The organism is Mesorhizobium sp. C089B, assembly GCF_030323125.1.
In the GTDB taxonomy this organism is placed as follows: Bacteria; Pseudomonadota; Alphaproteobacteria; order Rhizobiales; family Rhizobiaceae; genus Mesorhizobium.
In genome coordinates, this window is record NZ_CP100469.1 from 586,354 (window position 1) to 600,275 (window position 13,922).

General features: G+C 62.4%; 12 protein-coding genes. 5 read left to right on the top strand and 7 right to left on the bottom strand.

What is annotated here, in order from left to right:
* Nucleotides 1-4: 4 nt before the first annotated feature.
* The 3 genes from NLY44_RS02965 (at nt 5) to NLY44_RS02975 (ending at nt 2,821) form a co-directional block, all read left to right on the top strand.
* Nucleotides 5-1,162 carry an amino acid ABC transporter permease gene (locus tag NLY44_RS02965; protein WP_023804986.1) on the top strand — a complete coding sequence of 386 codons (1,158 nt, stop codon included), beginning with the start codon at nt 5-7 and terminating at the stop codon, nt 1,160-1,162.
* 84 nt (nt 1,163-1,246) lie between these two features.
* Nucleotides 1,247-2,050 (top strand): amino acid ABC transporter ATP-binding protein, encoded by an 804-nt coding sequence (locus NLY44_RS02970; protein WP_023734275.1) that lies wholly within the window; start codon nt 1,247-1,249, stop codon nt 2,048-2,050.
* Nucleotides 2,051-2,155: 105 nt separating this feature from the next.
* Nucleotides 2,156-2,821 carry a TIGR02117 family protein gene (locus NLY44_RS02975; protein WP_023804987.1) on the top strand — a complete coding sequence of 222 codons (666 nt, stop codon included), beginning with the start codon at nt 2,156-2,158 and terminating at the stop codon, nt 2,819-2,821.
* 223 nt (nt 2,822-3,044) lie between these two features.
* Here the strand turns inward: NLY44_RS02975 and NLY44_RS02980 are convergent, their stop codons facing one another.
* Together NLY44_RS02980 and NLY44_RS02985 are read right to left on the bottom strand one after the other, a co-directional pair.
* Nucleotides 3,045-4,283 (bottom strand): FAD-dependent monooxygenase, encoded by a 1,239-nt coding sequence (locus NLY44_RS02980; protein WP_023804988.1) that lies wholly within the window; start codon nt 4,281-4,283, stop codon nt 3,045-3,047.
* A 19-nt stretch (nt 4,284-4,302) separates the two neighbouring features.
* Nucleotides 4,303-4,548: a zinc-finger domain-containing protein gene (locus tag NLY44_RS02985; protein ID WP_023705697.1), complete on the bottom strand. Its 246-nt coding sequence runs from the start codon at nt 4,546-4,548 to the stop codon at nt 4,303-4,305.
* Nucleotides 4,549-4,782: 234 nt separating this feature from the next.
* On the opposite strand from NLY44_RS02985, the gene NLY44_RS02990 reads away from it, so the two are divergent.
* Nucleotides 4,783-6,975, top strand: coding sequence for an RNA degradosome polyphosphate kinase (locus NLY44_RS02990; protein ID WP_023671487.1), 2,193 nt, complete (start codon nt 4,783-4,785; stop codon nt 6,973-6,975).
* Nucleotides 6,975-8,507: an exopolyphosphatase gene (gene ppx / locus NLY44_RS02995; protein ID WP_023804989.1), complete on the top strand. Its 1,533-nt coding sequence runs from the start codon at nt 6,975-6,977 to the stop codon at nt 8,505-8,507. The genes NLY44_RS02990 and ppx overlap by 1 nt, the downstream gene beginning before the upstream one ends.
* A gap of 262 nt (nt 8,508-8,769) precedes the next feature.
* Here the strand turns inward: ppx and NLY44_RS03000 are convergent, their stop codons facing one another.
* The 5 genes from NLY44_RS03000 to NLY44_RS03020 all read right to left on the bottom strand — a co-directional run bounded on the left by NLY44_RS03000 (nt 8,770) and on the right by NLY44_RS03020 (nt 13,828).
* Nucleotides 8,770-9,177 (bottom strand): DoxX family protein, encoded by a 408-nt coding sequence (locus tag NLY44_RS03000; RefSeq protein WP_023715186.1) that lies wholly within the window; start codon nt 9,175-9,177, stop codon nt 8,770-8,772.
* 137 nt (nt 9,178-9,314) lie between these two features.
* Complete coding sequence (locus tag NLY44_RS03005; protein ID WP_023694684.1) at nt 9,315-9,737, bottom strand: DoxX family protein; 423 nt, start codon at nt 9,735-9,737, stop codon at nt 9,315-9,317.
* A 255-nt stretch (nt 9,738-9,992) separates the two neighbouring features.
* Nucleotides 9,993-11,390 carry a class II fumarate hydratase gene (gene fumC, locus NLY44_RS03010; protein WP_023804990.1) on the bottom strand — a complete coding sequence of 466 codons (1,398 nt, stop codon included), beginning with the start codon at nt 11,388-11,390 and terminating at the stop codon, nt 9,993-9,995.
* A gap of 586 nt (nt 11,391-11,976) precedes the next feature.
* Nucleotides 11,977-12,963 (bottom strand): glycosyltransferase family 10 domain-containing protein, encoded by a 987-nt coding sequence (locus NLY44_RS03015; protein ID WP_023743008.1) that lies wholly within the window; start codon nt 12,961-12,963, stop codon nt 11,977-11,979.
* 103 nt (nt 12,964-13,066) lie between these two features.
* Nucleotides 13,067-13,828, bottom strand: coding sequence for an SDR family NAD(P)-dependent oxidoreductase (locus NLY44_RS03020; RefSeq protein WP_023804991.1), 762 nt, complete (start codon nt 13,826-13,828; stop codon nt 13,067-13,069).
* Between the last annotated feature and the right edge of the window lie 94 nt (nt 13,829-13,922).

Here is a 13,922-nt window from a genome sequence, read left to right on the forward strand (position 1 = left end):
GACCATGCAGGAACATGATACCTCCTGGGTGCGGACCGAAATGGCACTCGCTCAACAAGCCCCGGCCGGCGTGCGGGGGCCTTTGGCCTGGGTTCGCAAGAACCTGATCGGTTCGGTGGGCGACGTCATCCTGACTGTAGTGGCTATTGCGCTGGTGGTGATGATCGTGCCGCCCATCGTCAACTGGGCCTTCATCAACGCCCAGTGGACGGGGCCGGACCGGACTGTATGCGCCACGGTGGCGCAAGGCGGCGTCCAGCCGGACGGCTGGTCAGGCGCCTGCTGGGCCTTCGTCAACGCGAAGTTCGGCCAGTTGATGCTTGGCCGCTATCCCCTGGAAGAGCGCTGGCGGCCGATCCTGGTCGCCGTCGTGTTCGTGGCGCTGCTGGTCCCGTTGCTGATGCCACGCGTGCCGCGCAAGGGGTTGAACGCCATTCTTCTATTCCTGGCACTGCCGATCATCGCGTTCGTGCTCCTGGTCGGCGGCATCTTCGGCCTGCCGCATGTGGAGACCCAGCTATGGGGCGGGCTGCTGGTGACGCTGAGCCTGTCCTTTGTCGGCATTGCCGTGTCGCTGCCGATGGGCATCGTGCTGGCGCTTGGCCGGCGCTCCAAGATGCCGATCGTCAAGACACTGTGCGTGGTCTTCATCGAGTTCGTTCGCGGCATCCCGCTGATCACCGTTCTGTTCTTTGCCAGCGTCATGCTGCCGCTGTTTCTGCCCGCCGGTGTTTCGTTCGACAAATATCTCAGGGCGCTGATCGGCGTCTCGCTGTTTGCCGCCGCCTACATGGCCGAAGTGGTGCGCGGCGGCCTGCAGGCGATCCCCAGGGGTCAGTATGAGGGGGCGGATTCGCTTGGCCTGGGCTACTGGCAGAAGATGGTGCTGATCGTGCTGCCGCAGGCACTGAAGCTGGTCATCCCCGGCATCGTCAATACCTTCATCGGTATGTTCAAGGACACAAGCCTCGTCATCATCATCTCGATGTTTGACCTGCTTGGCGTCGTCAAGCAGAACTTCTCGGACGCCAATTGGGCGACGCCACAGACCGCGAGATCCGGTCTCATCTTTGCAGCCTTCGTCTTCTGGCTGTTCTGCTTCGGCATGTCGCGGTATTCGATGTACACGGAACGCCGGCTCGACACCGGCCACAAACGTTGATGCATGTCGCCCAAAAGTGTTTAGCGGTTTTGGGACAACGACATGCATCATAGCTAAAAGACAGAACAAAAAGGGGAACCTGCCATGGTCATAGAAAACGCCGTCAGCGCCGAAGAGATCAAGGTCGATGCCAAGAAGATGCACATTTCGACCACCGATGTCGCAATCGACATCATCGGCATGCACAAATGGTATGGCGAGTTCCATGTGCTGAAGGACATCAACCTCAAGGTGATGCGCGGCGAGCGCATCGTCATCTGCGGTCCTTCGGGCTCGGGCAAGTCGACCATGATCCGCTGCATCAACCGGCTGGAAGAGCACCAGAAGGGCAAGATCATCGTCGACGGCAAGGAACTCACCAACGATCTCAAGAAGATCGACGAGGTGCGCCGCGAGGTCGGCATGGTGTTCCAGCACTTCAACCTGTTTCCGCATCTGACCATCCTGGAGAACTGCACATTGGCACCGATCTGGGTGCGCAAGACGCCGAAGAAGCAGGCCGAGGAAATGGCCATGCACTTCCTCAAGCGCGTCAAGATCCCCGAACAGGCCAACAAATATCCGGGCCAGCTGTCGGGCGGCCAGCAGCAGCGCGTGGCGATAGCGCGTTCGCTGTGCATGAACCCGCGCATCATGCTGTTCGATGAGCCGACCTCGGCGCTCGATCCCGAAATGATCAAGGAAGTGCTGGAGACGATGGTGGGCCTGGCCGAGGAAGGCATGACCATGCTGTGCGTCACTCACGAAATGGGCTTTGCCCGCAAAGTCGCCAACCGGGTGATCTTCATGGATCAGGGCCAGATCGTCGAACAGAACACGCCGGCCGAGTTCTTCGACCATCCGCGCCACGAGCGCACGAAGCTGTTTCTGTCGCAGATCCTGCACTGAGCATTTTCATGCGAACCAAAAGAGCCCGGCCGTAATGCGGCCGGGCTCTTTTGCTATCTGGGGTCGGGGTTGATCTTCTCCATTGAAACACAAAGCCGCCGCCGCATGAGAAAAGCCCTGCGTTTCGTGGCCATGCTGATTATCGTGGTCGCGCTCGCTGCCACGCTCGGCACGCTGGTGCCGCGTCCGCTGTGGCCGGCGTCAGCGGCGGGTGAGGGCACGCGCCATATTCTGGTGCTGGAGAATCCGATCCACACCGACATCGCCATTCCCGTCGATGACGAAGTGCGCCGGCGCTTCCATTTCCTGGTCGCTGCCGGCATCCCTGTCGACGCCCCGGAAGTGCGCTACATCGTCTTTGGCTGGGGCGGCCGGGCCTTCTATCTGGAGACGCCGAGCTGGTCGCAGCTGAAGGCAGTGCCCGTCCTCAAGGCGCTGACACTGGACGCCTCGGTCATGCATGTCGATATCGCCGGGGCCATCGCCGAGCCGCACCCTGCTGTCACCGGTTTCGACATCGATGAGGAACGTTTTGCAGCGCTGCTCGACTATATCGACGCGAGTTTCCAGCAAGGGCCGCATGGTCCGGTCGTCATCGAGAACGCCGCCTATTCCAGCTTCGACCGCTTCTTCGAGGCGAACGGCCAATTCAACGCGCTTGTCGGCTGTAACACCTGGACAGCCGCCGGCCTGCGCACCGCCGGCCTGCGCACCGGCTGGTGGAACCCGCTGCCGGCCTCGCTGCGATTTTCAATGCGGCTGTATAATTAGCAGCTCCTACGCCGCACCCCGACAGTGTTGGATCTTTTGAAGTCAGCGGGACGGCACCCCCCTCTGGCCAGCCGGCCATCTCCCCCGCAAGGGGGGAGATCAGCCGTTTTGCCCGCGGCGCTCCTGCTGCAACGCCGGCGATTTTGGCGAAGGCGACGGCGACATCCAATCTCCCCCTTGCGGGGGAGATGTCCGGCAGGACAGAGGGGGGTGGGAAGGATCGCTACGTCGACGATCTGGACTGCCGAGTGTCCGCTCGCCATCCATAGAGCCAGTCGAGGTCGGCGGCGAGCTTGTCGGGCGAGCGCATGGCCAGGAACAGATTGCGGGCGATCGCCACCGGGCCGGCAGCATGCCAGGCGAGGCGGTTTACGGCCCCACGACGCGCGGCCTTGGCGACACGCGGCCGCCGAAGATTTTCCCAGATTTGAAAACTTCTGGGCAGATCGCCAGGGAAATCAGCGATAGCGTCGGCAAGCGTGATGGCATCTTCGATCGCCATTGCCGCGCCCTGTGCGGCAAACGGCGTCATCGCATGCGCGGCGTCGCCGATCATCGCGATGCCCTGCGGGCTCGTCCACCGCTGTTGTTCGACGGTATGGATCGGAAAGGCCGTCCATGGGCCGGCCAGTGCCACAAGCTTCGTCAGGCCCGGCGCGGTGCCGCGCAGGGCAGCCGTGAGGATCGCGGGATCGGCATGGCCCGACCAACCTTCGGCCATGCGCTCACCCTTGGTGAAGGCGGCGAGATTGAAGGCCTGGCCTTTGCTGACGGGGTAGGCGACCATGTGGAAGCCAGGATGCAGGAACGTGGTGACGCAGTCGGCGGCGCCGATCGCGGCAAAGGCTTCTCCGGCCGCACCGTCGGCTGCGATTGTAGCCCGCCAGGCGAGTTCGCCCGAAAAACGGCTTTTGACGAAGTCCTCGCCTGCGAGTTGCGCCCGGACCGCCGACCAGACGCCGTCGGCGCCGACCAGCAGTTTGCCGCGTGCCTCGATCTCGCGGCCGTCCACTTCGGCGGTCACGGCGACATATTGCGCGTCTTTGACGATGCCGGTCACGCGGGCGCCGGTGATGAGCTCAATCTGCGACCGTTCAGCCATTTGCCCCAGCAGCGCTGCCTGCAGATCTGCGCGATGGGCGACAAGATAGGGCGACTGCCAGCGCGCTTCGGCGGCGTGCCCGAGCGGTACCCGCGCCAGTTCGCGCAGCGTCCCGGCGTCCTTGAGCACGACCGCTTCCGGCCGCAACGCTGCGGGCAGCAGTCGGTCGAGCACGCCGAGTTTTCCAAGAATGCGTGTTGCGTTGGGCGAAAGCTGGATGCCGGCGCCGGCCGCTTCTAGGTGCTGTGCCTGTTCGATCAGCTTTACCGGATAACCCCGTCCGGCGAAGGCAAGGGCAGCGGTCAGCCCGGCGATGCCGGCCCCGGCGATTATGACCTGCCGGGACCTGATGTCTTCCATCGGGCTTGTCGCGGAAGGATCAGGCGGCCTGGTCGATATAAAGGCAACCAGCCGGCAGCGTTTCCGTCGCCCTCAGCTTCGCCGAATAGCGGTAGAGCGTCGAGCAGTAGGGACAGACCTTTTCATTGTCGTCGCCCATGTCGAGGAACACATGCGGGTGGTCGAAGGGCGGGTTGGCGCCGGTGCACATGAATTCCTTGACGCCGATGTCGATTGCCGGATGGCCCGCATCGTTCTGGAAATGGGGAATGGAACCGCCTGCCATCGTCGTCTCCTTGATCTCGTCGAAAAGCATCTGGAACATAACAGGCCTGTTTGCAAGATCGATGAAATGAAACTGTCGCAAAAGCCTGTCAGAGGATACGTTGAGCCGGTTAAGTGCATGTCCCTGAAATCGGAACGGTTTTCGCCGAAGGGTCATGCGCCACAAAAGCGTGTTAGAGGCATGGCACGTCCAGCGGCGCTCCAAGGGACGGTTGGCGGGGGAAGAGCAGGAACCATGAACGAACTGAAGCCGGTGCAGAGCGAATTCATCAATGTCGAGGTGGCGAGCCCCGAGGGCGGCAACCCCGATCGGTTCGTCAACCGTGAGTTCTCCTGGCTGCAGTTCAACCGGCGTGTGCTCGAGGAATCCCAGAACCAGCACCATCCGCTGCTCGAACGCGTCCGTTTCCTGTCGATTTCGGCCGCCAATCTCGATGAATTCTTCATGGTCCGCGTCGCCGGCCTTGCGGGCCAGGTGCGCGAAGGCATTGCGCTCAAGAGCCCCGACGGCCGCACGCCGGAGCAGCAGCTGGAACAATTGCTGCGCGAGGTCGAGCGGCTGCAGGAGGACCAGCAGAACAGCCTTTCGGCGCTGATGTTGCTGCTCAACAAGGAAGGCATTGAGAGCATCACCCGCGATGCACTGACCAAGGATGAAAAAGTCTGGCTGGAAGACCATTTCCAGGACCAGGTTTTCCCGGTGCTGACTCCACTGTCGATCGACCCGGCGCATCCGTTTCCGTTCATTCCCAATCTCGGCTTCTCGATGGCGCTGCAATTGCGCCATCGCAAGAATGGCGAGGAGATGAGCGCGCTTCTGCGCCTGCCGGTGGCGCTGAAGCGCTTCATCCGTCTGCCCGACCGCAAGCAGCACGTTCGCTTCATTCCGTTGGAGGAGGCTGTCGGCCTCTATATCGGCAAGCTGTTCCCCGGCTATGAGGTCAAGGGTTCCGGCACCTTCCGCATCATCCGGGACAGCGATATCGAGGTCGAGGAAGAGTCGGAAGATCTCGTGCGCCTGTTCGAGACGGCGCTGAAGCGGCGCCGCCGCGGTTCGGTCATCCGCATCGAATTCGACAAGTCGATGCCCGGCGAATTGCGCGAGTTCGTCGCCGGCGAGCTTGGCGTCTCTTCGAGCCGCATCAGCGTTCTGACCGGCCCGCTGGCGCTCAGCCAGATTTCCGAGATCGTCGCCGTGCCGCGCGACGACCTGAAGTTCACCCCCTACAATCCACGCTTTCCCGAGCGCATCCGCGAGCATGGCGGCGACTGTTTCGCGGCCATTCGCGAGAAGGACATCGTCGTCCACCACCCCTATGAATCCTTTGACGTGGTGGTCCAATTCCTGCGCCAGGCGATGGCCGACCCGGAGGTGGTGGCGATCAAGCAGACGCTCTACCGCACCTCCAACGACAGCCCGATCGTGCGCGCCTTGGTCGACGCGGCCGAGGCCGGCAAGTCGGTAACCGCCCTGGTCGAGCTCAAGGCGCGCTTCGACGAGGAAGCCAACATCCGCTGGGCGCGCGACCTCGAACGCGCCGGCGTCCAGGTCGTGTTCGGCTTCCTCGAACTCAAAACCCATGCGAAAATGTCGCTGGTGGTGCGGCGCGAGGACGGCAAGCTGCGTAACTATGTGCATCTCGGCACCGGCAACTACCATCCGGTGACAGCGCGCATTTACACCGACCTGTCCTTCTTCACCACCGATCCGACGATCGCGCGCGATGTCGCCCAGCTGTTCAACTTCATCACCGGCTATGCCGAGCCGACCGATGAGATGCGGATCGCCATCTCGCCGTTTACGCTGCGCAGCCGTATCCTCAAGCACATTGCCGACGAGGTCGCCTACGCGCTGGCTGGCCGTCCGGCGCGCATCTGGATGAAGATGAACGCGCTCGTCGATCCCAACATCATCGACGCGCTCTATGACGCCAGCCGTGCCGGCGTCGAGATCGATCTCGTCGTGCGCGGCATCTGCTGCCTGCGGCCGCAGGTGCCCGGCCTGTCGGAAAACATCAGGGTCAAGTCGATCGTCGGCCGCTTCCTCGAACACAGCCGCATCTACTGCTTCGGCAACGGCCATGGCCTGCCGTCGGACGAGGCGATCGTCTACATCGCCTCGGCCGACTTGATGCCACGTAATCTCGACCGCCGCGTCGAGACCATGGTGCCGATCACCAATCCAACGGTGCATGAACAGATCCTTGGCCAGATCATGCTGGGCAACATCATGGACAACCAGCAAAGTTTCGACGTATTGGCTGACGGAACCTCCCGGCGCGTCGTGCTGGAGGAGGGTGAGGAACCGTTCAACGCGCAGGAATATTTCATGACCAATCCGAGCCTGTCGGGACGGGGTGACGCGCTGAAGTCGCATGCGCCCAAGCGCATCGCGCAGTTCAAGCGTCGCAAGAAGAACACCGGCTGATGATTTCAACGTCCCAAGGCCGGCTGCAGGATCGCCGGCCGCTGTCCATTATCGACATCGGCTCGAACTCGATCCGCCTTGTCGTCTATGAGGGGCTGGCGCGCTCGCCGACCTTGCTGTTCAACGAAAAGATGCTGGCCGGCCTAGGCCGCGGCATCGTTTCGACCGGCAAGCTCGACCCCGAGGCGGTGACGCGCTCGATGGAGGAGTTCCGCCGTTTCCGTGCGCTCTCCGACCAGGCCGGCGCGGAGCACATGTATGTGTTGGCGACGGCCGCGGCCCGCGAAGCGATCAACGGCCCCGATTTCATCCACCGCGCCCAGGATGTGCTCAAGACCGAGATCCGCGTGCTCACTGGCCGGCAGGAGGCGCATTATTCGGCGCTTGGCGTCATTTCGGGCTTCCACCCCGCCAATGGCATTGCCGGTGATCTTGGCGGCGGCAGCCTGGAGCTTATCGACATCAATGGCGAGGCGATCGGCGACGGCATCACGCTGCCGCTGGGTGGCCTGCGGCTGCAGGACATGGCCAGGAATTCGCTCGCCCAGGCGGCAAAGATCACCCGCGACGAACTGGCGCGCGCCAAATTGTTGAAGGGCGGGCTGGGACGGCCCTTTTACGCCGTTGGCGGCACCTGGCGAAACCTTGCCCGGCTGCACATGGAAATGACCAACTACCCGCTTGGCGTCATGCACCACTATGAGATCGGTGTCGAAAGCGCCGCCAATTTCCTGAAGCAGGTGGCGAAAGGCGAGATCGAGAAGGTCAAGGGCATCGAAGGTGTGTCGAAGAACCGCCGTTCGCTGCTGCCCTATGGCGCGGTCGTGCTGCAGGAGATCATGGCGGCGATGCAACCGTCGAAGATCATCGTCTCGGCATTGGGCGTGCGCGAAGGGTTTCTCTATTCGCTGCTCGACCCTGCCGAGCAGAAGGCCGATCCGCTGGTCTCCGCTTCGGAGGAACTGGCGCGGCTGCGGTCGCGCTCGGTCACCCATGCGCATGAGCTTGTCGAATGGACGGACAAGACCTTTGCCGCCTTCGGCATCGACGAGACGGAGGATGAGGCACGCTATCGCCACGCTGCCTGTCTGCTGGCCGATATAGGCTGGCGCGCACACCCGGAATATCGCGGCAAGCAGTCGCTCAACATCATTGCCCACGCATCCTTCATTGGCGTCGATCACCCCGGCCGTGCCTTCCTGGCGCTGGTCGGCCTGTTCCGCCACGAAGGCGTGTTCAACGATGCGGCGCCGGAAATCCGCGGCCTGGCGACGCCGCGCTATCTCGAGCGCGCCCGCATCCTGGCGGCGGTGCTGCGCGTCGTCTATCTGCTGACTGCGGCCATGCCCGGCGTCATGCCGCGGCTGAAATGGGAAAACCGCGGCAATGGCACGTTGGCGCTGGTGCTGCCGGCCTCACTTTCCGATCTTTACGGCGAACGCCCGGCCGGACGGCTGGCGCAACTGGCGCGGATCACCAACCGCCGGCTGGTGCTGGCGGTCGAGGGTGGGCAGAGCGTGTCGGTGAAGTAGGCGCGGCCTGACAGCAAAACCATGTCGTCGTCGGCCTCGCGTTCGAGCACCGGCTTCCTCAATCCGTCGCTGCTTCGCACCGCCACCTTCCCCCTCCGGAGGGAAAGGAAGGGAGCCTCGTTGGAAAGCGTTGGCGGCAATAGGCTCGCGCCCTTCCTCTACCCCGTCGATCGGGGGAGAGGGGGCTCGGCGAAGCCGAGACGGAGTGGGGGTCGACCTGCCTCGGGCATCGATGGTTCAACCGGGACGATATTTGACGATATCAGACCGCGGCACCGCGCCCGTCGATCGACCAGGCCCCGGCGCCGGCCATGGCTAGCGCCAGGAATCCGCCGGCGATGGCAATATCCTTCATCAGCATCTGCTGGTGCAGGAAGGTGAGCATCGGGTCATCGCCGCCCTGGCCGTAGTGGCCGATGGAGCCTGCAACGATGCAGAAAGCGGCAAGAAGTATCGCAACGACCGGCGTCTGAAAGCCGACCAGTATCAAGAGACCGGCAATCAACTCGAACAGCCCGGTGCCCCAGGCGGCAAGGGTCGGCAATGGCATGCCGAGGCCGGCGAAATAGCCGGTCGTCCCGGCAATGTCGGCGAGCGCGTGGTAGCCGGAGGGAACGAGCAGGGCGGCGAGCAGCAGCCGGGAAATCAGAAGCAATGCATCGCGGGGCATGGTCATCTCCGTTGTCTGTCCGCCGGCTGTTTCGAGACCGATCCTAGCAGGGATGGGACGGGTGCGCGCTTGGGCAGACAACGAAAAAGCGGCGTGGAAAATTCCACGCCGCTTTTTTCAGGCTTGGGAGGGAAAGCTCAGCCGCGCTTGGCGTCGATCGAGTAGGCGCCAGGGCCCGAGGAAGCCAGCAGCAGGAAACCGCCGGTGATGGCGACGTTCTTCAGGAAATGGATCATCTGGTTCTGGTCGGCCCAGCCGGTATGGGCGACAAAGGCCGAGGCGATGGTGAAGACCGCGAGCACCCAGGCGGCGATGCGGGTCTGAAAGCCAACGAGCACGGCAAGGCCGCCGAGCAATTCGATCAGGCCGACGACAATGGCCGTTACGGTCGGCACCGGCAGGCCCATGGCGCCGAAATAGCCGGCGGTGCCCGAAATGGCGGTGAGCTTGCCGAAGCCGGAAAGCAGGAAGATGGCGGCGAGCAGGATGCGGCCGAGCAGGATGGTGGTGGAGCTGTTGGACGCGATGCCGGCGCCGGCAGCGGAAGTGTTGATGGACATGGTGGCTCTCCGAAAAGGGTTGATGTCCCGTCAGATAGACCAAGCCGACTGTTCACCAAAGCCGCCAGTCCGGCGACACATTGTTCACAGGACGTACATTTCGGGATCGTTCGACCGACGCAAAATTCTTGTCGCGGCCAGCAGCGGCGGGAGCAAATTGTCCCGCCACAAAATTCGGATTTCTAGTTGACGCAATCCCCAAGAAGAGGGCTGCGCGCTTCCCGAGGAAACGCAAGGCACTTCCCCTGGAATCGCTTAACCCGGATGCGTCATGTCCTCCGGCCGCACCAGCCGGTCGTAGTCTGCCTCGCTGACCAGCCCGGTGGCCAGTGCTTCCTCGCGCAAGGTGGTGCCCTTCTTGTGCGCGGTCTTGGCGATCTTGGCGGCATTGTCGTACCCGATCGTCGGCGCCAGCGCGGTCACCAGCATCAGCGAGCGGTCGAGCGCGGCTTTGATGTTGTCTTCGCGAGCCTCGATGCCGAGGACGCAATTGTCGGTGAAGGAGATCGAGGCGTCGGCCAACAACTGCACCGACTGCAGGAAGTTGTAGGCCATCAGCGGGTTGTAGACGTTGAGCTCGAAATGGCCCTGGCTGCCGGCGAAGGTCAGCGAGGCGTTGTTGCCGAACACCTGCACGCAGACCTGCGTCAGAGCCTCGCATTGGGTCGGGTTGACCTTGCCCGGCATGATCGAGGAACCCGGCTCGTTTTCCGGCAGCGACAGTTCGCCGAGGCCCGAGCGCGGGCCGGAGCCGAGGAAGCGGATGTCGTTGGCGATCTTGAAGAGGGCGGCGGCCGCCGCGTTGATGGCGCCATGCGAGAACACCATGGAATCGTGCGCGGCGAGCGCCTCGAACTTGTTCGGCGCGGTGACGAAGGCGATGCCGGTGATTTCGGCGATGCGCGCCGCCACCGTTTCGGCAAAGCCCACCGGCGCGTTGAGGCCGGTGCCGACGGCGGTGCCGCCCTGCGCCAGTTCCTGCAGGCCGGGCAGCGTCATCTCGATGCGCTTGATCGAAGAGGCCACCTGCGCGGCGTAGCCGGAAAATTCCTGGCCCAGCGTGAGGGGTGTCGCGTCCTGCGTATGGGTGCGGCCGATCTTGATGATGTGGGCGAAGGCCTTCGTCTTGACCTCGAGCGCAGCGTGCAGATGCTTCAGCGCCGGCAGCAGATCGTGCACGATGCGCTCGGCGCACGCGATGTGCATGGCTGTCGGGTAGGTGTCGTTCGACGACTGGCTCATATTGACGTGGTCGTTAGGGTGCACCGGCTTCTTCGAGCCCATGACGCCGCCCAGAAGTTCGATCGCCCGGTTGGAGATCACCTCGTTGGCGTTCATGTTGGACTGCGTGCCCGAGCCGGTCTGCCAGACGACCAGCGGGAAATGATCGTTCAGCTTGCCGTCGATCACCTCTTGCGCCGCCTCGATGATCGCCTTGCCGACTGCCGGATCGAGCCGCTTCAACTCCATATTGGCTTCCGCCGCCGCTCGCTTGACGATGCCGAGCGCACGCACGATCGAGGCCGGCTGCTTTTCCCAGCCTATCCTGAAATTGCCGAGGGAACGCTGCGCCTGCGCGCCCCAGTAACGGTCGGCGGCAACCTCGATGGGGCCGAACGTGTCGGTTTCGGTTCTGGTCCTGGCAGCGGTCACTTGTCTCTCCGACGATCGAATTCGGCAACGGCGTATCGCGTTGCACAATGGCCTTCAAGCAGAGATTGCGGCCGGCAGGCAGTAAATCGGTTGAAGCGGTAGCGCCGCCCTTCGGGATCCTGCACCCTCCACTTTCGTGTGAAGGAAATTGCTCCTCAGTGCGGCTTGATCCCATGAAGTGGATGGAAACTTGCGGATTTAGCTCGATAAGATCATGTCGAGCTGGCGGATTGCTCTACGCAAACTTCCCCCAGGATCAGCAATGCGCAATTCATGTCTACCTACTCTACCTACGAGCGACGCTGCCACACAAACTACCATCCGTGCCGGCGCTCACTGGCAACAGCAGCGATGAGGTAGCTTATGCACTTGTCCTTCTGTTCAGTTTCCCGACCAAAATCCGGCATCGCATCCGGATCGAGCTTCGGATCGCGAAACCGAGAATTTCAAGTCCACCCTGGGAGCGCCTCCACATAGCCTCGGAGATTTCCAAGATGCATGGCGGCAAGGTCGAAGCCGTCTCGACGTCGCAAGAGACGCTCTTTGTTCTCCGTATTTTGCTGAAAGCGCGCCTGATCGCGGACCGTCAGCTCGGAACCTTTTTCCTCCAACGGCGCAGCTTTGTCCTGAGATAGGATCTATAGCCGAACGGAAGTGTTCGCCGTCCGGAAGGCTTGCTTGTCCGCGCCTCCAGACGCTGGCGCACGACGCTCATCAGTCTGCAGAACGCGGGTGTTTCCAATGATTGCACCCGTTTGACGAGGTTGTCGGGCAATGGCTTTGAGCGCCAGTCGAAATAAGCCTCGTAGTCTTGCGGCGTTGCGATCAGGTGCTGGAGATAGGCTGCAAGATCGCTGGCGCTGGCGAAGGCACTGGCGTCAATAAAGGAGTGCTCCGGAACGAACTCGTCCACATTGGGAGCGCCAAGGTAGATCGGCACCGTGCCCGCCATGAACGCGTCATAGATTTTCTCGGTGACATAGTCGGCCTCGATCGAGTTCTCCATGGCCAGGCAGAATTTGTGCCGCGCAATGGTTTCGATCTTGGTCTTCGAGCCCAGATCGGGGCCAGAGACCGATCGGTTGTTGCGATATCGGCCATAAGAATCGATCTTGATGTGGCGCGCCAGTTCGTTCGCCAAATCGACACGGCCGCTATAATTCAGGCCGGCCGACTGGAAGAGTGCGACCGGCGCTTCTTCCGTTTTCCGCACGATTGGTCTGGCCAGCGCATCTTTCCACCACACCGCACGCGGAAGGTAGGGTACCCAGACATCGGACCGGGATTCATGCGTCATGATGATATCGAAGTGCCGCATGGTTTTGGGGTCGGCAAGTCGCTTGTAGTTTTGGCCGCATTCCATCGACCAGGCGACCCAATATTGACCAGGGTATTTGTAGGCATCGCCCACTTCGCGAAAGTTCGGAATATGGAAGACGACTGCCGCGGCCTCGGAAATCCGTCGTTTGTCCAGTGTCCACCGCCCGGGCATTTCGCACTGTATCGACGCGATATCGACGGGTTTGCTGAAGAACGTTGTGTAGAAGAGGATCAGTGGATCGATAGACGGCATGGCACCACGAATGTCTGAAGCATTGCTCAATCTGCAGACAGACGCGGTATCGGAAGTTTGGTCAAGTGCTCCGCTTGTTCGAGGCCGAGGGCCGTCCAAACGGTCACCCCGCCGTATACCCGCCATCGATCGCGAAAATGCCGCCGCTGGTCCACGCCGCCTCGTCGCTGGCCAGATAGACGGCGATGCCGGCAAGATCGCTGGTCTGGCCGATGCGGCCGAGCGGGTAGCTGCGCTCGACATAGGTTTTCAGCTCGGCTTGCGCTGCCGCCGGCAGGTTGTCGATCGACTTGCGCCGCATGGCGGTGTCGACCGTGCCGGGCGCAATCGCATTGACCCTGATGCCGCGCGGACCAAGCTCGAAGGCCAGCGACTTGGTCAGCGAATTCAGCGCGCCCTTGGACAAGGAATACAGGCTCGACGGCCGCTTCGGGATCATCTTGTCGGCGAAGTAGGACGAGATGTTGATGACGGAAGCGTTGGCGCCGAGATGCGGCAGCAGCCGCTGGGTAAGGAAGAACGCCGCCGTCACATTGAGCGCGAAGGATTGCTGGAATTGGTGCTCGGTGACGTTCTCGAAAGGCACCAGATAAGCGACGCCGGCATTGTTGACGAGGATGTCGAGCGGGCCGGTTGCTTTCGCGCGATCGACCACGGCATCGATGCCGGACGAGGTCGAGAGATCGGCCGACTGGGTGCCGACGTTGCCCGCCGCCGCAAGTGTCTCGCGGGCGGTCTCGAGCTTGCTGGTGTCGCGACCGACGATCAGCACGTCGGCGCCCTCGCGCAAGAAAGCTTCCGATATCGCCAGGCCGATGCCGTCCGAGCCGCCGGTCACCAGTGCTCGTTTGCCAGAAAGTCTCATTGAAGGCCAAGTCGCATCGAATGCTCTCGCTGTTGCCCGCGTCACGAAGGCAATGCCGATCGGCGAGGGCGGTCAAGCCGCCGGCCTATCGCTC